Below are 24259 nucleotides of genomic sequence, written 5' to 3'. Positions count from 1 at the left end.
TTGATAGTTCAAGTGTACAGCACTGCACAGAGGTTGTCATTTTTTGTCCACGCGTAAAAATAAACGGCGATTAATCCACAATAAATAACGTTGCGCCCTGAGTCGTTGAAGAGCGATGTGCTTCCGCATTGTCCGCAACCTGGTAACTGACGCCAGCGGTTAAGGTGAAGGTGCGTCCATCATCCAGCTCGGTCACCATTTCACCCTGCAGGCACAGCAAAATATGTCCTTTACTGCACCAGTGATCCGCCAGATACCCCGCTGAATACTCGACCATGCGCACGCGAATATCGCCGAAGCGCTGGGTACGCCACAGCGCAAAGCCCTGTTCGCCGGGATGCGTTTCCGGTGCGATGTCGTCCCAGGTGGTGATGCCAAAAGGAAGCTGATTGATTTGCATGCGGATACCCTAATGATGTTAAGGCATCCATGATTAGCAGCCAGCGGCCATATTAGCCAGTAAAATCAACTGGCTTCCTGCCACATCTCGCGCATTGCCAGCTCCAGCTTTTTAAACACCCGATAGCGCGAGTCATGGAACGCAAAACGTTCCGCACGCGGCAGCAGTTCGCCAGGATTGATCTGCACCGCCTGCTGCGCGGCTGCGGCGAGATTACGCCATGCGCCGACGCCCACCCCGGCACACAAGGCGGCGCCCAGCGCACCGGTCTCTTTGCACTCTGCCACGCGGATAGGAATGCCCAACACATCGGCAAACATCTGCGGCCAGATACAGCTGCGCGCCGCGCCGCCGGACAAAATCGCATGGGTAAACGGAATGCCGGCCGCACGCAAGCGATCGATATGCGCCCGATGCGCAAAGGTCACGCCTTCAAATAACGCGAACAGCATATCGGCACGCGTATGCCAGCCGCCAAGACCGTAAAATCCGGCTTTTGCCGGTTCCGATTTGCGCCCGGAATAGAGGTAAGGATGATAGAGCGGCAGCTGCGCATTCGGTTGTACGTGGGCCACAATATCGCTGCTGCGCGCGGCGCCCTGACCGCTGCGACCGTCGTCGAATTCACGCAGGAACCAGTCCAGATTGGCCGCGGACGTGGCGCTGGCTTCAATCGCCATATAGCGATCCGTTTCAATAATCGAATTCATAAACACCGGACGCAGATAATCAGGTTTATCCACCACCACCTGATTGATGCTCCAGGTGCCTGCCACAATCGATGCTTCGCCGCTGTTAACCACGCCCGAACCCACCGCGCTGGCCACCACATCGAAAATACCGGCCACCACCGGAATGCCGGCGGGTAAACCGGTGAGCTGAGCTGCCCGTGCGGTGACATGGCCGACCACCTCACAAGATTCACGCAGTGCGGGTAACAGAGCGAGGGCATCTTCGATGCCGTACAGCGCCAGCAGTTCACGGCTGTAACCCCGTTGGCGATAATCAATCAAACCGGCGCCGGCGGCATCCGAAAAATCTGCGCTAATGGCACCACTGAGGAAATGGGCGATAACGTCTTTGGCGCAGAGTAAATGGCCGATCTGCGCCCAGCGTTCGGGCTGATGCTGCTTGATCCAGCTAATCAAAACCGGCGTGGCCGCGGGCCAGGGTTTTTGCAGTGAAATCTGGTATATGCGCTGGTCTGCGCCGCTGCTTTCCAGCGCCTGCACCGTTTCACTGGCGCGATGATCGATAGACTGAATACCAAACAGCGGCTGCTGCTGTTTATCCAGCGCGTACAAGCCGTTGCCGTGGCCGGCAGCGCCCACCGCGATCACATCACTCGCTGGCGTTCCTGCCTGTTGCAAACAGCGGCTCACGGCATCGCTAACGCCATGCCAGATATCCGCGACCGGCCGTTCGGCGTAACCTTCCTGCGGCCGATGCGTTTCGCCAGCGCACTCGGCAACGGACAATACGCGCCCGCTGAGATCAAACAGCACCGCTTTGATCATGGTGTTTCCGGCATCAATACCGACTATCTTCATATCCGACTCCGTTCCATTCGCGAAGACGGCGCACCGCTTAAGCGCCGGTGCAGGTAAGGCTTAACCCTGCTGATAGATTTCCAGTGCGTCCGGGCCGCTGGCACCCTGATGAATAATCGCCATCAGCGCTTTCACCACGCGTGACGGATTATCGTGCTGATAAACGTTGCGGCCATACACCATGCCGCTGGCACCTTGCGCCATCAGCGCGGCGCTTTTTGCCAGCACGCCCGCCAGCTCGCCTTTGCCACCGCCGCGTACCAGCGTGGGGCAGCGCGCCGCTTCGACCACGCGATGGAAATCTTCCACGTGTTCGGTGGGATCGGCTTTGATGATATCCGCACCCAGCTCACGCGCCAGGCGCACCAGCGGCACAATCTTCTCCACATCGCCAAGGGATCCATACGCCGCGCCTTGCCCGGCGGGCGCCATTACCAGCGGTTCAATCATCAGCGGCATGCCATAGCGATCGCACGCCTGACGCAGGCGGCCAATATTCTCGACGCACATGCGGAAAATACCCGGCTCATCGGGGATCAGATAGAGATTCACCACCACCGCAGCGGCGTCCATCTGCAGCGCGGCGAGAATCGGCTCATCGGGATTGTGCAGCACCGCCCACATTTCACGATGACGCGCGGCGTTGTAGGCGTTGCCAACATCGGTGCGCATCACCAGCGCCGGTTTGCGCCCGGCGACGCGCTGCAGCAAATCGGCCTGGCCGTAATTCACCTGAATCGCATCCGGCTGTGCGGCGATCAGGTTATCCATCACTGCCTCGATATTCTCCAGCCCGATAAGAAAATCCGGCTCGTTGGCGATGCCATGATCGATCGCCACATCCAGACATTTGCCGTGTTGCAACAGGCGATGCATGCGCACTTTATTGGTGACTGACATGGGGTGTTTCCTCCTGAAAAACGGTGGGGTAAAGACCGGTGAGGCCGTGTAAACGCGCCAGATTGTCACAGCCGCGTTGCAGCTGCTGCGCGCGTTCGGTGTCGCTCCAGCCCAGCCTGGTCGCCATTAACTGGGCAATTTCCTGCACCAGCGGCGCGTTGAGTTCACCGCAAATCGCCAGCGAGGTGCGGCGCACCAGCAGATCTTCCAACTGGCACACCTGCTCGTGCTCAATCAGATAGCGCAGTTCGAGGTCGCTGTACGCCGCATGATGCTGCAGCGGTTGCTCGCCGTGCTGCTGAATCAGCGCCAGCAGCGGCAGGGCGCGGCTACCGTAGCGTTTAGCCAACTGCCTGACGCGCGGCAGCGGCACGGTAAAACGCTGCGCCAGTTGAGCCAGCCACGGCGTTTGCTCTGAAGGTTGCGGGAAGTCACGGCCACCGCCAATCGGCACCTCGCCGCTGGAGAGCTGGCGCTTTTCCCCCAGCAGACGTAACACCCGATCCGCCGCTTCTTCACCGAACTGGCGGAAAGTGGTCCATTTGCCGCCCACCAGACACAGCGTGCTCCAGGCGCGATTGACGTCGGGCGGCAGCATCACTATTGAGTGATTACGCGAGATTTGGCCGTTGAGTTTGGCATCGCTGGCAGGCAGCGGACGCACGCCGCAGAAGGTGTAAACAATGGCTGAATCAGGCACTTCAACCTGCGGAAAAACGAAGCGCAGCGAGTCGAGGATATAGGCCTTTTCATCTTCTTCGCACACCACCGCATCAGGATCATCAACGCGGATATCGGTTGAACCCACCAGCACCTTGCCGAACCACGGGAACATGATGCAGACCCGGCCTTCCTGATTTTCGAAGTAGACCATTTCGCCATCCAGCATATGCAGCAGCTCAGGATGATCGAGGATCAGATGCGATCCTTTGGTGCCGCCAATCAGCTTCGGCAGGTCGTCGCGAGAAGAGAGTCGTTGATTGAGCCGATCGATCCACGCGCCACCGGCATTCACCAGCACATGCGGTTGCAGGCGAAAGCGCTCGCCGCTCAGCGCATCCTGCAACACCACGGTTTCACCCTCGGCGCTGACCAGCTGCAGATAGTTGAGCGCCAGCGCATCCGGACACGCCTTTTCGGCATCATCAATTAGCTCAAATCCCAGACGTTCCGGCGCGCTGATCCACGCATCGTAGTAACTGGCGCTGTATTTCACCCAGGGCGCGAATCCCGGCCAGCGATCGCGCGTGGCGGCTTCATTACGCACCTGATGCTTCGGCATCGAACCATACTGGCGGGTGTAGATGTCGTACAGGCTGAGCCCGGTTTTAATCAGCAATGCACCGCGCCGCGCTGGTTTATCACTGAGTCGCAGAAAGCGGCGCGTGGCGTTGATTAACCCCCCCGCGAGATTGTCGATCGGCACCGTGGTGCGCAGCGGAAAGACATAGTGCGAGGCATTTTTTAACAGGCGATCGCGCTCGGTGACCGACTCTTTCACCAGCGTAAACTCGCCGGTTTCCAGATAACGCAATCCACCGTGGATCATGCGCGACAGCGCACCGCTGGCCGCCTGGCACCAGTCGCCTTTCTCCACCAGAATCGCCGGAATACCTTGCAGCGCCAGTTCACGGAAGGTACTGATGCCGTTAATGCCGCCGCCGACAATCAACACCGGCGTGGAAGACCGCTGGCGCAGGGCGCTCAGACGCTGTTCGCGCGTTTGCCTATTACTCATGGTTCGCTCCTCGGCTGATGGCCAGTTCCAGTACGCCAGCCGCAGTGGATTCATCAGTGACTATCCCTTGCAGCCACTGACCGTGCAGGGCGCAGTGAATCGGGTCGACTTTGTCACGCCCGGCCACCACGGCCATGGAAAAGGGAATGCGCTGCAGTTCGGGCAAGGTCAGTCCGACTAAACGACGGTTGGCGTCAAACGGGGCGGGCTGGCCGTTGGCATCCAGCAGCCAGGCTAACAGTTCACTGCGCGCACCGCTGGTTTCGATGCTGGCCGAAGCGTGGCGTGCCGCCAGGTTGAGATCGTAATAGCTGGAACTGTCGCTATGAATCGATCCTAATCCCACCACCGCCAGCGTGGCATTGCGCGCTTTATCCAGCACCTGTTCGACGGCGCTGATGCCCATCAGCATGTCGCGTTCGTCGGCAGAATCGGTAAACAGCGGGGCGTGGATCTGCCAGGCGTGCCCGCCAAGCCGCGCGGCCATTTCCGATGCCACATGATTAACATCGGTGTAGTGTTTGCCTTGCACGCAGCCCAGGGCAGGCACCACCTGCACGTCGTACTTTCGCGTCGGCTGCAGGGCGTCAACTAACGCGCTGACGCCTTTGCCACCGGTGATGGCAATCACATCACCATCCTTTAGGCGTGAAAGCAGATACTCTGCCGCCGCCGCGCCAACCATCTGCAGGCTATGGTCCTCGCTGCGCGCCACGTTGGGCGCGACCACCACCTGTTGCAGCTGGCCGAGCGCGGCCAGATCGCTCTCCAGCTGGTGCGCCGACAGCCACGGTGATTTGATGGTGATCTCCACCATACCGCTCTCTTTACCCTGACGAATCAGCCGATTGACGCTGGCCACCGACAGGCCGGTCTCCACCGCGATATCTGACTGCTTCTTACCGTCGAGGTAATACATCACCAGTACCTGGTAAATCTGACGCGCACTATGAAACGCGGGATGTTCGCTAGCAAATTCCATGGGCGATAAGTCCTTATGCAGCACGGTATTTATTCAGTAAGTGATCGATGGACACCGCCGCTAGCAGGATGAGACCTTTGATCAGCTCCTGCCAGTAAACGGAAACGTTAATTAAAATCAGCGAGCTGGTAACAATCGACAGCAGCGCCACACCCAGTACCGCGCCGAGAATCGATCCGGTGCCGCCTTTCAGGCTGGCGCCGCCAATCACCGCCGCCGCAATAACATTCAGCTCCATGCCGACACCAAAGGTGGGCGTGGCAGATCCGAGCCGCGCCATATAGATGATGCCAGCCACACCGGCGAGCGTTGAGGTCAGTACCGTGACCCACAGTTTGATGCGATTAATATTGATGCCGGAGTAGGCGGCGGCACGTTCGTTGCTGCCGGTATAAAAGACTTTGCGAAAAAGAGTGGCTTTGCGCAGCAGGACGTCAAACAACGCAACCAGGACAAAAAACAGCACGATGACAAACGGAATGCCCCAGATCGCGCCCTGGCCGATGAATTTGAAACTCACGGGCAGAGTAAAGAGTGAGAGCGGCGTGCCCTGAGTCACAATCATGCACAGGCCACGCACAATCACCATCGCCGCCAGCGACGCGATAAAGTGGCTGAGGCCGATTTTGGTCACGGTTAATCCCATCAGCAAACCGACCAGCGCCGCCGCGCCAATGCCGCCCAGGCTTGCCAGCCAGGGATCGATGCCGCTCAGGAACAACTGTCCGGCGACCACCATTGAAAGACAAACCACCGCACCAACGGAGAGATCGATACCGCCGACAATCAGCAGAATGGTCATGCCGATGACGACGATGCCTTCAATGGAAAACGACAGCAGCATCGCCTTCATGTTGGCCCAGGTGAGAAAGTAGGGCGAGGTAAAGCTCATCACCACGAAGATCAGCGCAATGATGACAATCAATCCCACTTCGCGCTGCTTATGTATGCCGCCGAACAGCGACCAGCGGGATTTTTGCAGGGTGGGCAGGGTGGTATTCATGGTCATACGGCCTCCGCTTCGGGAATGATGCCAGCGGCGAGCCGCATCAGGTTCTGTTCTGTCATGGCTGCACCGGCCACTTCGCCGCTGATGCGCCCTTCATGAATCACGATGATGCGATCGCACAGGCCAATTAACTCAGGCAGCTCCGACGAAATCACCACCAGACCCACACCGTTCGCCGCCAGTTTGGCGAGAATGCTATAGATTTCCGCCTTGGCGCTGACATCCACACCGCGCGTTGGCTCGTCGAGAAACACAATTTCCGGTTGCACCGAGAGCACGCGCGCCAGCGCCACTTTTTGCTGATTACCGCCCGACAGCGAAGAGACCGGATCGCTCAACTTGCCGTGCTTTAGTTTCACCTGCTGTGCCAGCGCTTCAGCCTGCTGCCGCTCGCGGCGCGGACTGAGCAGCAGCCGATGATGACTCACCGCATTGATATCCAGCGCCGAGATATTCCATTCGATTGGCATCGCCAGAAACAGCCCGGCATCTTTGCGATCTTCCGATAAATAGACCATGCGCTGTGCGATGCTGGCGGCGTAATTGCGCAGCGTTACCGCTTCGCCTTTAATCCGGATTACGCCGCGTTTGGTTGGCAACAAACCACAAATTCCTTGGGCGATTTCACTGCGTCCGGCGCCCATCAATCCGCCAATACCGAGAATTTCACCGGGACGCAGATCAAACTGGATATCGTGGAAGTGTTTGCCATCGCCCAGTTCGCGCACTTCCAGCAACGGCGACGCCGCACTAACCGGGCGTTTATCTGGATAGAGCTGCGACAGTTCACGTCCGACCAACCGGGTAATCACCTCATCGGGCGTCATACTCTGCAGCGTCGCACTGTGTACGGTGCGGCCATCGCGCAGGATGGTGATGTGCTGGCACAGCGCAAAAATTTCCGCCATGCGATGGCTGATATACACCACCGCGATCCCTTGCGCCTGCAGTTGGCGCACAATGGTAAACAGCGTCTGGGCTTCCGGTTCGGTCAGTGCGGCAGTGGGTTCATCCAGAATCAGCAGGCGGCAATCGAGCGTCAACGCTTTGGCAATCTCCACCAGTTGCTGCTGCGACAGGGAGAGCTCGCCGACCTTGCGGGTTACCGCTATCGGCGCCAGGCGGTTCATCACCTGTTGGGCCTTTTCACGCAGCGCTTTATGCGGCATCAGCACGCCACGCTGGCTGGCGGCGTGCGCCATCCAGATGTTTTCGTACACGCTGATATCCGGGCACAAAGCAATTTCCTGATGCACCAAACCAATACCCAGCTGTTGCGCTTCGCGCGGCGAAAGGATGGTCACCGCCTTACCCTCCAGCAATATCTCGCCGCCGTCCGGACGCAAAATGCCATCAATGATATTCATCAGCGTCGATTTACCCGCGCCGTTCTCGCCGGCCAGCGCATGAATTTCACCGGCGCGCAGGGTGAGATCCACGCCCTGTAAAGCCCGCACCGCGCCAAAGCTTTTACTGATGCCGCGCAACTCCAGTAGTGCCGTCATGATCGTCACCTTTACTCGTTGATGCCTTTGGTACCACGGCGTTTCAGATAGGCATCCCAGCGGAAATCGTCGGCATTGTCTTTTGTCACCACCGCGTAGCCGTTATCGAGGATCGGGAAGGCGAAGGGATTGGTGCCGGTGCGTTTGGCATCATTCATGGGATCGATCAGTTCAGGATGGGCGGCGAGGAAAAGCGTCATAAAGCCCATGTAACCCTGAATGCCCTGATTCGGGTTGATGGCGCCAAACACCTCGCCGCTTTTGATCATATCCAGCACCTTGGCGTTAACATCAACGGTCATCACTTTCACTTTGCCGCCATTTTCCGCGACCGCCTGAGCGGCACCAATCGCCGAACTGGCTTCCGGCATAAAGATACCCTTCAGGTTGGGATTGGCCTGCAGCATCGAGAGTACGGCGTTATAGGCCTTAGAAGGATCCTGATTGGTGGCGGCGCGCGCGACCAGTTTGCTATCCGGGAAGGCGGTTTTCATTTCATTGATAAAGGCGCTAACGCGGCGATCGTGATTATCCTGACCCGGGTTTTCCAGCACCGCAAACTCGGCGCCTTTGCCCATCGCCTTGCCGAGTTCATCAGCGGCAGCTTTCCCTTCGCGGAAGTTGTCTGAGGTGATATAAGCCACGCGTTTGCTGTTAGGCGAATCGGCGGCGAAGGTAACGACCGGAATACCCATTTCGGCGGCACGATTAATCGGCTCAATAAAGGGATCGGGATTCATTGGATGCAGAAAGATGCCGGCGGGTTTTTGCGCCAGGATCTGCTCAAAGCTGGAGAGCTGTTGGTTAACGTCATAAGCCGGCGTTCCACCGTAAACGGTTTTACAACCGAGCTGATGCGCAGCCTGTTTAAACATTTCATACACCGGGAACCAGTATTCAACACCGGTTACCATCACGTTCATGTAGTAGGTTTCGCCGGGCTTACAGCGAAATTGAGGCGCGTCATCGGCGGCGCTTACGGTGTTGGTTAAACTGCTCGCTAAGCATAAACTGGCGAGAAGTGCGGTGATTTTTTTCATGTTTTTTCCCCGGAACTGACGCTGAATGTGTATGGCTCAGCCGTGACAACAAAACGCGGAAAAACGAGCCGGGGCGAACTTGAAAATTATTTCTAACGCGTTAAATAATTTTCACAAGGTATAAAAGCTGGCACGGGAAAGATCAATTTATGGTTAATGAATTGTTTCGTAGTTGTGATTGCGTTCACTAATCGCCCATTGCTCCCGGCTTAAACCAAAACTTTCATATGAAACCCATTCAATCTTTTTAATGTGACCGTCATCGATATTTTGAGGTTGCGTGATTGTTAAGTGCTGCTCATTTGTTATGAATGAAGCTTAATTAAGTTTCGAATGAAGCAGTTAAGCCAACAAATCGGAGCAGCAAATGAATACAACGTTCACTTCATTGCAACAACCTGATGATTTCAAACAAAACGTTCGCCTGATGAAAAAAGTGCTCAGAGAGCAGATCGGCGATGTAGAAGGGCTGTTTGAACAAGTCAGAGCGAAAATCGTCAGCGAAATAGCGGCAGCGCGTGCAGAAGAAGCGCAATACGGTTCAGCCTGGCCGCAGATTAGCCAGGAAGATATCGCTGCCGGGCGTATCAGCGAAGAGGTGAAGGATCATATTCGTCGGCGCGGTTGTGTAGTGGTCAAACAGACCTTCAGCCGCGATCAGGCATTGGCGTGGGATGAATCGATGCTCAAGTACCTCGATGACAACGATTTCGACAACGTCTATAAAGGCCCAGGTGATAACTTCTTCGGTAATCTTGAGGCTTCACGCCCGGAAATCTATCCGATTTACTGGAGCGAGGCACAAATGTCAGCGCGCCAAAGTGACGCCATGGCGCAGACACAATCCTTTCTCAATCGCCTGTGGAAGTTTGAGTCGCGCGGTACACGCTGGTTCGAGCCAGACGTCAGCATTATCTATCCCGATCGCATTCGCCGCCGTTTGCCTGGCACCACCTCGAAGGGGCTCGGCGCACATACCGATTCCGGCGCGCTGGAGCGTTGGCTGCTGCCGGCTTATCAGCAGGTGTTCAGCAAAATCTTCACCCACCAGTTTGATCAATACGATCCATGGGATGCCGCACACCGCACCGAAGTGAATGAATACCAATCTGGCACCACCACCAAATGCTCGGCATTCCGCACCTTCCAGGGCTGGACCGCGCTGTCAGATATGCAGATTGGGCAGGGCCTGTTGCATGTGGTGCCGGTGCCAGAAGCGATGGCCTATTTGCTGCTGCGTCCGCTGCTGAAGGATGTGCCGGAGGATGAGCTGTGCGGCGTTGCGCCGGGTAAAGTGTTGCCGGTTTCCGCGCAGTGGCATCCTGAGTTGATTGAGGGGTTATGCTCGATTCCCGCGCTGCAAGCCGGCGATTCGGTGTGGTGGCATTGTGACGTGATCCATTCGGTGGCGCCGGTTGACGATCAGCAAGGCTGGGGCAATGTGATGTACATTCCCGCTGCGCCGCTGTGTGAGAAAAACGCCGCCTACGCCAGCAAAGTGGCACAGGCGCTGGCCAGCGGGGCTTCGCCAGGTGATTTTCCGCAGGAGGATTATGAAACCCAGTGGCGCGATCGTTTCACGCTCAATGCACTGAATGCCAATGGGCGCCGCAGTCTGGGATTGCGCTAAATTTCTGGTAAGCTTGGCAAAAATCTTTCAGTAGCGGGTGTTATGAACGCACGTCATCAGCAAATTATCCAGTTGGTTAGTGAACGCGGCAGCGTCAGTGTCAATGAGCTGGCGCAAACCACCGGCGTTTCGGAAGTGACCGTGCGTCAGGACCTCAATCTATTGGAGAAAGGCGGCTTTCTGCGCCGCGTGCACGGGTCTGCCGTGGCGGCAGAAAGCGATGATGTGGGCGCGCGCATGCAGACCCGCTTTGCGGTGAAGAAGCGTCTGGCAGGGCACGCTGCGTCGTTGGTGAACAGCGGTGAAACGGTGTTCATTGAAGGCGGCAGCACCAATGCGTTGCTGGCACGCGAACTGAGCGATCGCAGCGATATCACCATCATCACCGTGAGCCACTACATCGCCGGATTGCTGCGTGAAAAGGGCGGCGATGTGATTATCCTCGGCGGTCTTTTTCAAAAAAGCAGCGAATCGGTGGTGGGGCCGCTGACGCGTTTATGTATTCAACATCTGAATTTCCACAAGGCGTTTATCGGCATTGATGGCTGGGATAGTGTCACCGGCTTTACCGGTCGCGACATGCTGCGCTGTGACGTGGTGAATGCCATTATGGAAAAGCCGACGCACACCATCGCGCTGACTGATTCATCGAAATTTGGTCAAATCCACCCGTTTGCGCTGGCCCCGACGCAGCCGTTTAACACGCTTATCACCGATACCGAACTGGATGCCGCCTATCAAAAGGCGCTGCGCGCGCAGGGTGTGGCGCTTAATTTGGTTTAACTGACGACCCCATCATTTCGTGTGTCATTCAAGTGAAAACGGATTGATAAATTGCCTGCCCCATAGACTTGCGCGGTCAACCTGGTTCAGTTCCGCTTCGTCACATACGGTGCGCCAGTGGCTTTCGATCGACGTTTTCATCATCATGAATTGCTCATGCGCATCAGTGCGACTCAACGCAAAATGATGGGCCGCGCTCAGACAACTGGTCATGCGGCTTAAATTATTATTGCCGCTGATGAGCATCGCCTGCGAAGCTTCATTACCTGCTCGGCCCTGCGGGCAAATATCATAAGCTGGCGTCAGACTAAAGGAGTTACCATCCCAAAACGCAGCGTGATTTCGCGCATGATCATCGGTGTTGCCGCAGAGAATATTGAAGCAGAGCCGCTTATACAGTTCTAACAATGTCTCATTGGGTGATGCGAAGCGCTGACGAATTATTTCAGCTAACGTCTCATAACTGGCATAACGCGCGAGCATATCGTCGAGTTCAAACAAAGTCAGAGCGGAGAGCATAACTTTGCGTGTCCATCCATCGGACAGGTACTCACGGTCAAAGCGCTCAATCATGATCACATCGCGCCCGCTAGCCTTAACAAGTTTCACCGGCGCGACATTTAAGCCTGCGAAATATGCAAGCCGCATTGCAAGAAATTCGCCTTTTACCACATTCCATATATCGGCACTGGCTGAAAATTTAGCGATATATTTTTTTCCATCAGCTTCGATTAACGCTTTAGGGCGTGCGCCGCCAATCGACGTGCCATGAAACAACGCTTGATCCAGTTCTGGTGTCAACGGCACACCTTTTTCAACCCGATCAGCTGACTCAAGTAATTCAGGAAGGCTCACATTTTCAGCGGCTCTTGGAATATAGTCCGTTGCGGAATGCTGGAAATCCAAAGCACCGATGCGATCTGAACCGGACTCCATCAGGTAGGTCAGCTCATCAAGCATTCCGGTATCAACATTGGCACCTTTTCGTCCCATGCGACGGTTGATGATGACACGACGGCCCCAAGCGTCAGGTGCGCTATCTCGAATACAACCCGCAATTTTCAGACCATTCAAAGGAGGAATAATCCCCGTACGCAAAGGAAGTTCGTTCGGATTAAGCGGAATACGATTTTCTCGTTGCAGGTAACTGCGACCATAGTTGAAAAGTAGAGTATCTCCCTCAGTTTCTAGTCTTCCCGCTACCACCGGATGAGTCTCACCCGGCAACCATATCCATACGTAAGCTTCTCTAAAATGCTGTTCAGAAGTCATCTTTCACCTTCCTGGTGCTCTTTGTTTTACTGGTGTGTTTTGGTAATAGCTTTAGCTTCTCCTCCACACGATTACGATGACTGACCAATGATGGCAAACTCACCTCTGTATCAAAAAGAGGAATACCCAAAATGGCCGCAATCTCAAAATAGGTGCCTATCTGGCATTTAACATCGCCTTGCTCAACGCGATATAACGTTCCCCGAGAAATTCCGGCTCTTTCTGCCAATTCTGCGGCAGGGATCTGTTTTTCAATACGTTCAGCACGAATCAGAGAAGCCAATAACGCAATGGCTTCCTGAGCATATCGAGAGGGGGGGGATCCGACAAAAGTCATGATTTGCTCCATACATAATACAAATAGCCATTATATGTACTACATATAGAACATTATAATCGGATGAGAGATTCTAATCCATCTTGAGAAAGATCATATTAATAGGTGTTGTTCTCTGTACAGTACGTATAGGCCTTATATGTACTGTACAGCAAACATTGAGGTTAAAATTACGGAACCAGCGCCTGCGCCGTCATTTCATCAGTAATCAAACCGGTAACCAATCCGCTGGCCAGCACCGCGCGAATCGCTGCGAATTTGCTGGCACCGCCGGCTAGCGCAACAATCTCAGCGCGATGTGCCAGATCCAGCTCCACCGATAGGGTGCGCGCCGTCAGGCTGTTGTGGATCATCTGTCCTTTAGCATCAAAGAAATGCCCCAGTAATTCACCCACCGCGCCGGAAGAGGAGATGTCATTGATCTCGGCTTCATCAATCATACCGGCTTCCACCAGCTGAGCGGCAGGTTCCACCGTCCCGATGCCAACCAGTTTGACTTCACTCTGCGCCGCCATGGCAAACACTTCACTTACGCCGCGCTGCGCCAGCAAAACGTCACGATCTTCCTGCGTATTGGCGAAAAAAGGGACCGGCATCATGTAGGCCTGCGCACCGGTTTTCTCGGCGATGCGATGCATTACATCATGCGGATTCAGTGCGTAGTTGCGGGTTAAACAACCGAGCAGCGAGACAAAACGCATATGCGGTGCGTCGATGCGCGGCAGCTGATGGATGGCAGCGGAAAGGGTGCGGCCATGTCCGAGACCCAGGGTGGTGGAGGGGGATGACGTAAGCAGGTTACGCAGGTAATCCGCGCCCGCCATGCCTAATGCGCGCACCGGCAAGCCCTCCTCGCCGAGGTCGGGCGCGACGCGGCAGAAGTTCAAGCCGAACTGCGCGCGCAGTCGATCTTCTAACGCCACGCAGGCGACGATATCGCCATCAATCGATACTTTTACCGCGCCTTCTGCCACCATGCGCGCAATCATGCGATGGGTTTTCACCGACGGCAGGCCGAGCCGTTTCGCCACCTCAGCCTGCGTCAAACCGCCGACGTAGTGCAGCCAGGCGGCACGCAGGGCCAGAGATTCGTCGCGTTCAGTCGAGGTTGAAGCCGTTTTCATCATGTGTGCCTGTGGTTGGTTATGGTTGGGTGATGTGCGTTTTCCCCTCACCCTAACCCTCTCCCGCCGCGGGAGAGGGAACTGTCTGCTGCGGCCTGCTCGATTGGCTCCTTCTCCCGCTGGCGGGAGAAGGTTGGGATGAGGGACAGCGCGCACATCAGTGCGCACATCCCATCACTCCGCTAAATGCAGATCCTGCACCCCGGTATCAATATGCTCCGCCCAGAAGGCGACGCTCTCGGCAATCTCTGCCACCACCTTGCTGTCCGTCGGCTCGCGCTCTTTGAAGCTCAATTCAAGACAGATTTCATTATCCTGCGCGCCGCCGCGCGCCAGCGCGTCCAACAGCGGCTGCGGTTGAATGCGGCCGCCGGCATTGTACTGCAATGTAAAAGGTCTGTGTCCGCCTTTATCCAGCATGCTCTGCTTAATGTGAATGATCGGCGAGTAACGCGGCACCGCTTCCGCCCATGCGTAGGGATCGAAGTCGCGCGGGTCGGCGGAGGTCACATCACCGTGATCGATGTCCGCCATCATCCACATTGGCAGCGCGAAAGCGTGCGCGCTCAGGCGCTGTTGCAGCGCTAAACAGGCCGGAATGGTTTCACCAAACTCGCGTCCAATACTCATTGGCTCCCAGAACAGATATTTCAAACCGGCGGCTTTGGCATGCTCAGCCACCTCAGCCCAGCACTCAATGGCGATATCAATCAGCGCTTCGCGGCGTGCAACATGGTTAAAATCCTGCTGGGTAAAGATGGCAAACTGCGACCCCACCGCGTCACCGCCCAGTTCGGCGGTGATATCGGCGAAGGTTTTGAACCAGTTGACGTAATAGCGGCGCACTTCAACATCAGGGTGGCCAAAATGGTTAAGCCGGCCATACGGCCCGGTCATTCCCGAGGTCACGCGCACGCCAGTAGCGCGTAGCGCCTGCTGCATACGCCGTGTCATGCGGGTGATGGTGGCGGCAGGCCAGCCGGGATTGATGAACTCATGCGTGAGCTGCAGATCACGGATGCGAATCTGCTGCGCCACGGTAGCGATCAAATCCTGCGGATCGGCAAAGCGGTTCACCAGCGGGTTGGTATTCAGTGATAGCGTTAACGGCATGGTTCACCTCTTATCCAGCGTGTGCCCGCAGCGGCGCGGCGGCAATGAAGGTCGCGTTGAACCACTGCGTGAAGGCTTGCTGCTGTGCGTCATCCAGGTGCAACTGATGTTTGGTGCGGCGCCACAACACATCTTCCGGCTGTTGCGCCCACTCGTTTTCCACCAGATAGCGCACCTCGGCCTCAAACAGTTGCCCACCAAAGTGACGCCCCAGATCGCTCAGCGCATTGGCATGACCGATCAACTTATCGATACGCGTGCCGTACAACCGCGCATAATGCTTACGCAGCGGCTGTGGCAGCCACGGCCAGAGCGCCTTTATCTGCTCTAAGAAACTATCGAAATCGGCATTGGGCATATCGCCGCCCGGCAAGGTGGCGGCGCGCGTCCAGTCGGCGCCCATGTTAGGGAAGAAGGGTGCCAGCTTCTGTATCGCGTGCTCGGCCAGCTTACGGAAGGTGGTGATCTTGCCGCCAAACACATGCAGCAGCGGGGCGTTTTGCTGATCGTCGAGGTCGAATACATAATCACGCGTGACGGCCGACGGGTTGCCTTTGCCATCATCAAACAGCGGACGTACGCCGGAGAAGCGCGTGATCACATCGCTGGCGCGCAGTTTTACCTTGAAGTAGCGATTGACCACATCGATGAGATATTGCTGCTCGCTGTCGTCAGCGGTAACCGCTTCCGCTTTGCCTTGCCACGGAATATCGGTGGTGCCGATCAGCGCTTTGTCGCCTTCATACGGGTTAATGAATATCACCCGTTTATCCGTGTTCTGCACCAGGTAAGCCTGCTGACCTTCCCAGAATTTCGGCACGATAATGTGCGAGCCTTTCACCAGGCGCACATTGCGGTTGCTTTTGGTGTGGGTGACCTGATTGACGATATCCAGCACCCACGGCCCAGCGGCATTAACCAGCACTTTGGCAAACACGGTGTGTGACGCGCCGCTGGCATCCTGTAGCGTGATCTCCCACTTGCCGTGATGCCGTGTGGCTGCGATACAGCGCGTGCGCGGCAGAATGGTGGCACCGCGCTCGGCGGCATCCAGCGCATTCAGCGTCACCAGACGTGCGTCGTCCACCCAGCAATCGGAGTATTCGAAACCTTTTTGATAGCTATCCAGCAGCGGCGCACCTTCCGGATCGCGGTGTAAATCCAGCGAACGCGTGCCCGGTAATTTCTGGCGCCCGCCAAGGTGGTCATAGAGAAACAGCCCAAGGCGCACCAGCCACGCCGGGCGATCGCTGGGGCTGTGCGGCAAAACAAAGCGCATCGGCCAGATAATGTGCGGTGCCGCGTTAAGCAAAACTTCCCGCTCAATCAGCGCCTCGCGCACCAGCCGAAACTCATAATATTCAAGATAACGCAGCCCGCCGTGCACCAGCTTGCCAGAGCGCGATGAGGTGCCCTGCGCGAGGTCATCTTTCTCGCACATCATCACCGTTAAACCGCGTCCGGCGGCATCGCGCGCAATACCTGCCCCGTTGATACCGCCGCCAATCACAAATAGATCCAGCATGTGTTCACTCATGATTTACTCCTTAAAACTGTTTTAGCGCGTGCCAGGCGGCAGGAAGATCGTTACGCATCTGCTGATAAGTGGGGAAAAGCTGGTTATAACGCTGCTGCAAATCGGCCGAGGGCGCTTCGGGCGCATCGAGTAACGGCATCACCCAGGTTTTGACGCAGCTCTCCATCGATGGGTAAGCCCCAATCGCCACCGCCGCCATCATGGCGGCACCCGCCGCGCCAGCTTCTTCGCGCTGGCTGATACGCACCGGTGCGCCAATACAGGCCGAAAGGATCTGCCGTAGCGGCTGTGAACGCACCGCACCGCCGGTTAAGCGAATTTCGCCCGGCAGGCTGCCCATTGCCTGATAGCAATCGCGGGCCGCCATGCCGATACCTTCGATCACCGCACGCACCAGATCGCCAAAGTTGTGGGTGTAACTCAGTCCGGTAAAACTGGCGCGCGCCTCGGCATTCACAAAGGGTCCACGCTCACCGGCAATCGAAATATAGGGGTGATAGAGCAGGCTGCCGGGCTTCGCGGCGTTGAGCCAGCGATCGATATGTCCGACTAAACGCGCGTGATCGATTTCGCAGCCAAAACTGTTCAGCAGCTCGCTGGCGAGGTTTAACAGCCAATCGAGATTAAGCGTGGACGCCATATTGGTTTGCACCTGAGTGACATAACCCGGCCACGGCAGCGGAATCACATAGCCGGTTTGCGCCGGATTAAGCCACACCTCATCGATGGTGACGCTGCGCAGATGCACGCCGGTGGAACCGACAATCGAGCAGGCGGTATTGGCTTCACCGGTATGCACGCCCGCGCCGAGTGCTGTCATCGCCATATCGACATAGCCAAGGCAGATCGGTGTGCCGGCGCGTAAACCGGTGGCCTGTGCGGCTGCGGCGGTGAGTGGATGCGTGGTTTGCGTACCCTCGATAATGTCTGGCAGCAGCGTGCGACGATGCTCAAGTCCCAGTGCGGCTATCACCTGATCGTCATAGCGCTGGTGGCGGAAGTTGCCAAAGGTAAAGCTGGCCTCTGAAGGATCGGTGGCGCGAATGCCGGTGAGATTGAGATACAGCCAATCTTTGCAGTGCAGCGCCACTTCGCTGTTTGCCAGTAGCTCGGGGTAGAAGCGATCCATATGCGCCAGCTGCGATCCCTGCTGGCAGGTATTGAGTCCGGTGCCGGTGGCGCTAAAGCGTGCGGCGGCTAATGGCTGCTGATTCAGTCTCTCTACCGTCGGTGCCGCGCGTGCGTCCAGCCAAATCCACGCATCGCCAACCGGCTGATTATTCGCACCCACCAGCCAGCTGCCGTCGCCCTGGGCGGTCACCGCGACAGCGACCACGCGCGCCGCCAGATTTTCCACCCGATCGCCCAGTTTGCGTATCGCCGTCACCGCATCCTGCCAGGTTTGCGTCATCGACTGCTGCGCTGCGCCGCCTTCACTGCGGTAATAGCTGTTTCGTACCGATGCGCATGCCAGCTGCGTGCCATCCAGATCAAACGCCACCGCTTTCACTACCGAGGTGCCGGAATCCAGACCCAGAATGATATCGCCACTATCCACGTACACCTCCGAGAGAAGAAGAGTTCAGTTCATCGCCGTTAATCACCCCGCAAGGTGTTAACGGTCTGTGATGATTTTGCTAAATAATGTCTTACACCAGTTCCCACTGAGATAACATATCGATTGTATTATTTTTCTAAAAAACGAATAAATTTCACATGAGAAAGCGAAGTCGATCACGAAATGAGCGATATAGGCGAGTAAGTGAAAATAAAATATCAGGTAGAAAAGCCATGCAAAGCGCGGAAATAGCGGTTTTTGATGCGACCGACATCAATTAAGCGATCCAGATCGCTCTCCTGAAAAAATTGCGCGTCAGCTGTTGACAATTTAGTCACATCAGCACAATCCTCATCACACAAGTTATCACATTTATAACATTATCGGCGCGATTATCGCAGCTGATAGCTTGAGAGGTCACGTTATGTCCGATGTCTCGATACTGGCTCAACAGATTGCCCGTAAGCGGGTTAAGCGCTACGCGGCGATAGGCATTGTGGTGATCGCCGTTATCAGTGCGATGGCGCTCGACACCAAAGTGGTGAAAATTGGCTCCGCTGATGACGCGCAAGAGCAGGGCTTTTCACCCGACAGCTACGGTCAGAAAACCTTCCCAACCATTCAGCAGGATGTGCAGTCACGTGCCGTAGACGCGAAAACCCTGGCCGATGCGCTACAGGCTAATCAGCAGGACGCAGTGCAGAAATATGGCGTAGGCGCGCCGCTGCCGGTGTTCTCGGTAAAACTGCAAGGCGTAGTGCTGGCGGGTCAGATGGGCATTTTTCCGCTGAAAATCGACGGATTAGCGGGGGATATGCAGGTGCGACTGCAAACCGGTCCGGCGATTACCGGCACCGATCTGCGTGACGCGAGCGGCAAGATTCAGTTCGGCGATTTCACTAACCAAATCGAGTATCAAAATGCCGGTTCAGCCATTAATCGCGCAATGAAAACCGCCGTGCTCGACCCGCTGGATCGCGACGCGCTGCCGGGGAAAACCGTGCAGGTAGTCGGCGTGTTCCGTCTGCTCAACGCGAAAAACTGGATGGTGACGCCGGTAAGCATGGAGGTGAAATGAAACCGTTCAATGTTAATCCTGCCTTGCTAAAAGGCGAGGTGATCCTGCAGGCGCGCAACATCAGCAAAATTTACGGCTCCACGCACGCGCTGAAGGGCGTCAATTTCGAGATTCGTCGTGGCGAAGTGACCACGCTGTTTGGTGAAAACGGCGCGGGTAAATCGACGCTGATGAAAATTTTGTCTGGTGTGATTACGCCAACAACCGGGGAAATTCTACTACACGGCGAAGAGAAGACGTTTCGATCCGCCACTGAAGCGCGTGACTGCGGCATCTCGATTATCCATCAAGAGCTCAACCTCGCGCCCAATATGAACGTGCGCGACAACATCTTTATGGGGCGCGAAATCATGAAGCCAGGCGGCGTCGATTACGCCGAAGAGGCGCGCGTGACGGCGCACCTGATGGCGGCGCTGGAAGAGGAGATCGATCCGCTTACGCCGGTAGAAAACCTGCGTCTCGGTCAGCAGCAGATTGTCGAAATTGCCCGCGCGCTATCGGTGAACTCACAGATTTTAATCATGGATGAACCGACGTCGGCGCTGAGCGCGGTAGAGGTAGCGGTACTGTTCCAGGTGATTCGCGATTTAACCAGCCAGGGCGTGGCGATTGTCTATATCTCGCACCACCTGGAAGAAGCGCTGGAGATTACCGACCGCGCGGTGGTGCTGCGTGACGGCGCGATGACGGCGTATGCCAAACGCGATGAGATCGACCTCGAATGGATCGTGCGCAATATGGTGGGCGACCATTTTGATCTTGGCTCGCCGCCGCAGGGTTATGAGTTCGGCCAACCGGCGTTGACAGTAAAAGATCTCACGCTGAAGAGTAAAACCGGCATCCGGCTGGTGGACAACCTGTCCCTGGCGGTACGGGCCGGTGAGATCGTCTGCATTTATGGCCTGATGGGCGCCGGACGCACCGAGCTGCTGGAGTGCATCGCCGGACGTCTGCCGCAAAACAGCGGGCAGATTCTGCTGCAGGATACCGATATTTCCGCACTGACCATTTCACAACGCATTCAAATCGGGCTGGCGCTGGTGCCGGAAGATCGGCAGCGCGACGGCCTGGTGCAAACCATGTCGGTGGGCGAGAACCTGTCGCTCGCCAGCATCGGCGACTTTGTGCGCGGCCTGGTGCTGTCGAGAAGTCGTGAAAAGCAGCTGGTTAACGACAGCATTCGCAATGTCACGGTGAAAACCGCCGGCGGCGAAGCGGCGATTGGGTCGCTCTCTGGCGGTAATCAGCAAAAAGTGGTGATCGGCAAGATGCTCGCCACCCGTCCTAAGGTGATTTTGCTGGATGAACCGAGTCGCGGCATCGATATCGGCGCTAAAGCGGAAGTGTTTCGCCTGCTGGCGGAGAACGCCAAAAAAGGGCTGGCGGTGGTGTATACCACGTCGGAAGTGGGCGAGTGCCTGAGTATTGCGCATCGCATTGTGGTGATGAGCAAAGGGCGCATCTCCGCCATCTTCGATGCGTCAGTCAGCAAAGAACGCATTATGGCCGCTTCAGGCGAGTCTCTGGTGGCATGACATGAAAAACGGAGCAAAACAGATGAGTGACAGAACACAAACGCTGGCTTCGCCGCCGGTGGCCGCAGCAAAAAAGCGTGATAAACAGCTCAACGTGGCGCACCTGCTACTGGAAGGGCGTGCCTTTATCGCGCTGCTGGTGATTATCGCGACTTTCTCCTTCCTGTCGCCTAACTACTTTACCGGCGCCAACTTTCTTACCATGGCGTCACACGTGGCGATCTTCGGCTTGCCGGCGATTGGCATGCTGTTGGTGATCCTGAACGGCGGCATCGATCTCTCGGTGGGATCAACGCTCGGTCTGGCGGGCGTGATGGCCGGATTTATGATGCAGGGCATCAATCTGGAGGCGCTCGGCGTGGTGCTTTATCTGCCAGTGTGGGCGGTAGCGATTTTGACGCTGGTGGTGGGCGCGCTGGTGGGCTTAGTCAACGGCGTACTGATTGCCTGGTTCCGCGTCCCGGCGTTCGTCGCTACGCTCGGCACCATGTACGTGGCGCGCGGTATTGCGCTGCTGATCACCAACGGCCTGACTTACAATAAACTCTCTGGCAGCGAAGCGTTAGGCAATACCGGTTTCGACTGGCTTGGCTTCAACCGCATCTTCAATATCCCGGTCGGCGTGCTGGTACTCGGCGCGGTGGCGCTGGCCTGTGGCTTCCTGCTCAGCCGCTCGGCATTTGGTCGCTGGCTCTACGCTTCTGGCGGCAATGAACGTGCTGCCGATCTGTCGGGCGTGCCGGTGAAGCGCATCAAGATCAGCGTATACGTGTTGTCCGGCGTTTGCGCCGCATTAGCCGGGCTGGTGCTCTCTTCCCAGCTCACCTCGGCAGGGCCAACGGCGGGTACCACCTATGAGCTAACGGCAATTGCCGCCGTGGTGATTGGTGGCGCGGCCTTAACCGGTGGACGCGGTAACGTGCGCGGCACGCTGCTTGGCGCGTTCGTGATTGGTTTTCTCTCTGATGGCCTGGTGATTATCGGCGTCTCTGCTTACTGGCAGACGGTGTTCACTGGTGCCGTGATCGTGCTGGCGGTATTGCTCAATACCTTGCAATACGGGCGGCGCGCTCGCTAATTCACGCGCGCTGCTTCAGCAGCGTGCGGATATCCGTAAAACCTGTACCCCAATAATAACGGAGCACCTACTATGTTCACAAAACGTCTCTTCATCGCTGCTGCGGCGATGGCCATTACCACCTTTGCGGCACCCACCTGGGCCGACAACGGCTTAATGACCATCATCGTTAACGATCCCTCTAACCCTTACTGGCTGACAGAAGGTCAGGTGGCGCAAAAGGCCGCTGAAAAGCTCGGCTACAGCGCCAAAGTGAGCGCACACAAAGGTGACACCAACACCGAAAGCCAATTGATTGATACGGCGATCACCAACAAATCCAAAGCGATTATTCTCGACCCGGCTAACGCCGATGGATCGGTCGGATCGGTGAAAAAAGCCATCGCCGCCAATATTCCCGTGTTTATCATAAACGCCGAGCTTAATCAGAGCGGCCTCGCCAAAGCGCAGCTGGTCTCGAATAACGCCCAGGGCGCCGCGGTCGGCGCGATGGAGTGGGTGAAGCAGGTGGGCGATACCGCGAACTATGTTGAGCTGGTTGGCCCGCCATCGGATAACAATGCCGCCACCCGCGCCAACGGTTTTGATACCGTGTTGACGCAATACCCGACCCTGAAAAAAGTCGGCCAGGAAGTGGCCAACTGGGATCGTACCCAAGGCTTCAATAAGATGCAGTCGCTGCTGCAGGCCAATCCCAACATTAAAGGCGTGATCAGCGGCAACGACGAGATGGCGCTGGGCGCCATTGCTGCACTGAAAGAGGCGGGCAAGCTGAATCAGATTAAAGTTGGCGGCTTTGACGGATCGCCTGATGCGGTTGACGCCGTGAAAGCCGGCACGCTAGCCTACACCGTGATGCAGCCGGTGGCACAGTTCGCGCAGAAAGCGGTAGAGCAGGCGGACAGTTTCCTGAAAACCGGTAAAACCGGTGCCGCATCCGAGAAGCAGCTTTTTGACTGCATCCTGATCACCAAAGAGAACGCCGGCAACTTCGCCTCGCCGTTTGTGTTGAAGCAGTAAGTTACAGAGCGCACAGTCCTGTAGCGGCGCGATTCATCGCGCAATAAATTGCGCCGCTACGGTACGTGCGATCATCATTACCTGTCGTCATTTGCCAAAACCTTGTTTAAACGCTGTAATAAGTGCCGAACCCGCTTTTCGCTTCACACCGGATGAAATATGGCGCACAACCCGCAGGACTCTTCCCTTGGCGTTTTTATGGCCGAAACCCTCCCCAGCGATAGCCGTCAGGCACGCCAGCTGGCGCGTCGCCAATTGATCGCTGAAGCGGTAATGGCTGAAGGGGCGATTCGCATCGAAGATATTACCGATCGCTTCGGCATCAGTTTGATGACCGCACACCGGGATATCGATGAGATGGTGGAGCGTGGGCTGCTGCATAAATCTCGCGGCGTGGTTTCAGCCACGCCAACCAGCCTCGTCGAATCCAGTGATATTTATCGTGCCACGCGCCAGCTGGAAGAGAAGCAGGCCATTGCCGATGTGGCCGCGACCTATCTGGAGCCGGGCCAGGCCATTTTTCTTGATGATTCCACCACCGTATTGCAGATGGCGCGGCTGCTGGCCGCACGTGCGCCGCTGACGGTGATCACCAACTCGCTAACCTTAATGAACGAGCTGCGCAACGGCCGTGATATCACCTTAATGGGACTGGGCGGACAGTTTTATCACTGGTGCAATGCCTTTATGGGCCGCATGACGCGCGAAGAGATTGCCAGCCTGCGCGCCGACGTGTTTTTCGTCAGCATGTCGGCGATTATCGACGACGCGGTGTTCCATCAGTCCGCTGAGACGGTAGAAACCAAACGTGCGATGTTTGATGCGGCGCAGAAACGCATTTTGATGATGGATGACACAAAGTTTGAACGTCGGGCGCTGCACCGCTTTGCGCATCTCAGTGAATTCGACGTGGTGATTGTCAATCAGGGCACGCCAGTTCCGATTCTGCGCCGTATGCAGGATTTGGGCGTCAACGTCGTAGTAGCACCGATGAAAATAGCCAGCCACGTTCCATCGTAAGCAATGCATTATCACGCTGCGTCTCTTTACATTTATTTAAATATATCGAG

Annotated in this window: 21 protein-coding genes; 7 read left to right on the top strand and 14 right to left on the bottom strand. The window is 56.5% G+C overall.

Annotated elements, in window-relative coordinates; translation table 11 throughout:
• Positions 1 to 70: 70 nt before the first annotated feature.
• From WH298_RS19395 to WH298_RS19360, 8 genes are all read right to left on the bottom strand, one after another.
• The gene (locus WH298_RS19395; RefSeq protein ID WP_049852258.1) at positions 71 to 400 is read right to left on the bottom strand and encodes a DHCW motif cupin fold protein; all 330 of its coding nucleotides are present in this window, start codon (positions 398 to 400) and stop codon (positions 71 to 73) included.
• Between the two features lie 65 nt (positions 401 to 465).
• A complete protein-coding gene (locus WH298_RS19390; protein WP_180823629.1) occupies positions 466 to 1950 on the bottom strand; it encodes an FGGY-family carbohydrate kinase in 1485 nt (494 codons plus the stop codon).
• A gap of 60 nt (positions 1951 to 2010) precedes the next feature.
• Complete coding sequence (locus WH298_RS19385) at positions 2011 to 2850, bottom strand: class I fructose-bisphosphate aldolase (RefSeq protein WP_049852260.1); 840 nt, start codon at positions 2848 to 2850, stop codon at positions 2011 to 2013.
• Entirely contained in the window at positions 2834 to 4588 is a 1755-nt protein-coding gene (locus WH298_RS19380) for a glycerol-3-phosphate dehydrogenase/oxidase (protein WP_180823628.1), read from the bottom strand. Before WH298_RS19380 ends, WH298_RS19385 begins: the two co-directional genes overlap by 17 nt.
• Positions 4581 to 5570, bottom strand: a complete 990-nt coding sequence (locus tag WH298_RS19375) for a sugar-binding transcriptional regulator (protein WP_007888411.1) — start codon at positions 5568 to 5570, stop codon at positions 4581 to 4583. The genes WH298_RS19380 and WH298_RS19375 overlap by 8 nt, the downstream gene beginning before the upstream one ends.
• A 13-nt stretch (positions 5571 to 5583) precedes the next feature.
• Positions 5584 to 6579 carry an ABC transporter permease gene (locus tag WH298_RS19370; protein ID WP_007888410.1) on the bottom strand — a complete coding sequence of 332 codons (996 nt, stop codon included), beginning with the start codon at positions 6577 to 6579 and terminating at the stop codon, positions 5584 to 5586.
• Positions 6576 to 8084 carry a sugar ABC transporter ATP-binding protein gene (locus WH298_RS19365; protein ID WP_180823627.1) on the bottom strand — a complete coding sequence of 503 codons (1509 nt, stop codon included), beginning with the start codon at positions 8082 to 8084 and terminating at the stop codon, positions 6576 to 6578. The genes WH298_RS19370 and WH298_RS19365 overlap by 4 nt, the downstream gene beginning before the upstream one ends.
• Before the next feature lie 11 nt (positions 8085 to 8095).
• On the bottom strand, positions 8096 to 9124 hold the full coding sequence (locus WH298_RS19360; protein WP_180823626.1) for a substrate-binding domain-containing protein: 1029 nt from the start codon (positions 9122 to 9124) through the stop codon (positions 8096 to 8098).
• 367 nt (positions 9125 to 9491) lie between these two features.
• On the opposite strand from WH298_RS19360, the gene WH298_RS19355 reads away from it, so the two are divergent.
• Positions 9492 to 10754: a DUF1479 domain-containing protein gene (locus WH298_RS19355; protein WP_180823625.1), complete on the top strand. Its 1263-nt coding sequence runs from the start codon at positions 9492 to 9494 to the stop codon at positions 10752 to 10754.
• Positions 10755 to 10796: 42 nt separating this feature from the next.
• Positions 10797 to 11537, top strand: a complete 741-nt coding sequence (locus tag WH298_RS19350) for a DeoR/GlpR family DNA-binding transcription regulator (RefSeq protein ID WP_180823624.1) — start codon at positions 10797 to 10799, stop codon at positions 11535 to 11537.
• A gap of 24 nt (positions 11538 to 11561) precedes the next feature.
• Here the strand turns inward: WH298_RS19350 and WH298_RS19345 are convergent, their stop codons facing one another.
• The 6 genes from WH298_RS19345 to WH298_RS19320 form a co-directional block, all read right to left on the bottom strand.
• A complete protein-coding gene (locus tag WH298_RS19345) occupies positions 11562 to 12809 on the bottom strand; it encodes a type II toxin-antitoxin system HipA family toxin (protein WP_180823623.1) in 1248 nt (415 codons plus the stop codon).
• Positions 12799 to 13146: a helix-turn-helix domain-containing protein gene (locus tag WH298_RS19340; protein WP_180823622.1), complete on the bottom strand. Its 348-nt coding sequence runs from the start codon at positions 13144 to 13146 to the stop codon at positions 12799 to 12801. The genes WH298_RS19345 and WH298_RS19340 overlap by 11 nt, the downstream gene beginning before the upstream one ends.
• A 170-nt stretch (positions 13147 to 13316) precedes the next feature.
• Positions 13317 to 14270: a sugar-binding transcriptional regulator gene (locus WH298_RS19335; RefSeq protein WP_180823621.1), complete on the bottom strand. Its 954-nt coding sequence runs from the start codon at positions 14268 to 14270 to the stop codon at positions 13317 to 13319.
• A 174-nt stretch (positions 14271 to 14444) separates the two neighbouring features.
• The gene (locus WH298_RS19330) at positions 14445 to 15383 is read right to left on the bottom strand and encodes a sugar phosphate isomerase/epimerase family protein (protein WP_180823620.1); all 939 of its coding nucleotides are present in this window, start codon (positions 15381 to 15383) and stop codon (positions 14445 to 14447) included.
• Between the two features lie 10 nt (positions 15384 to 15393).
• Positions 15394 to 16920 (bottom strand): glycerol-3-phosphate dehydrogenase, encoded by a 1527-nt coding sequence (locus tag WH298_RS19325; RefSeq protein ID WP_180823619.1) that lies wholly within the window; start codon positions 16918 to 16920, stop codon positions 15394 to 15396.
• Between the two features lie 10 nt (positions 16921 to 16930).
• Entirely contained in the window at positions 16931 to 18478 is a 1548-nt protein-coding gene (locus WH298_RS19320; protein WP_180823618.1) for an FGGY family carbohydrate kinase, read from the bottom strand.
• Positions 18479 to 18902: 424 nt separating this feature from the next.
• On the opposite strand from WH298_RS19320, the gene WH298_RS19315 reads away from it, so the two are divergent.
• The 5 genes from WH298_RS19315 (at position 18903) to WH298_RS19295 (ending at position 24209) form a co-directional block, all read left to right on the top strand.
• The gene (locus WH298_RS19315; protein ID WP_180823617.1) at positions 18903 to 19556 is read left to right on the top strand and encodes a DUF2291 domain-containing protein; all 654 of its coding nucleotides are present in this window, start codon (positions 18903 to 18905) and stop codon (positions 19554 to 19556) included.
• Positions 19553 to 21091, top strand: a complete 1539-nt coding sequence (locus tag WH298_RS19310) for a sugar ABC transporter ATP-binding protein (RefSeq protein WP_180823616.1) — start codon at positions 19553 to 19555, stop codon at positions 21089 to 21091. Before WH298_RS19315 ends, WH298_RS19310 begins: the two co-directional genes overlap by 4 nt.
• Before the next feature lie 22 nt (positions 21092 to 21113).
• Positions 21114 to 22169, top strand: coding sequence for an ABC transporter permease (locus WH298_RS19305; protein ID WP_180823615.1), 1056 nt, complete (start codon positions 21114 to 21116; stop codon positions 22167 to 22169).
• Between the two features lie 72 nt (positions 22170 to 22241).
• Positions 22242 to 23189, top strand: coding sequence for a D-ribose ABC transporter substrate-binding protein (locus WH298_RS19300; RefSeq protein WP_007888383.1), 948 nt, complete (start codon positions 22242 to 22244; stop codon positions 23187 to 23189).
• A 159-nt stretch (positions 23190 to 23348) separates the two neighbouring features.
• Positions 23349 to 24209 carry a DeoR/GlpR family DNA-binding transcription regulator gene (locus tag WH298_RS19295; RefSeq protein ID WP_007888381.1) on the top strand — a complete coding sequence of 287 codons (861 nt, stop codon included), beginning with the start codon at positions 23349 to 23351 and terminating at the stop codon, positions 24207 to 24209.
• Positions 24210 to 24259: the final 50 nt, after the last annotated feature.

The organism is Pantoea nemavictus (assembly GCF_037479095.1).
In the GTDB taxonomy this organism is placed as follows: Bacteria; Pseudomonadota; Gammaproteobacteria; order Enterobacterales; family Enterobacteriaceae; genus Pantoea; species Pantoea nemavictus.
This window is presented reverse-complemented; position numbering and strand designations above follow the sequence as displayed.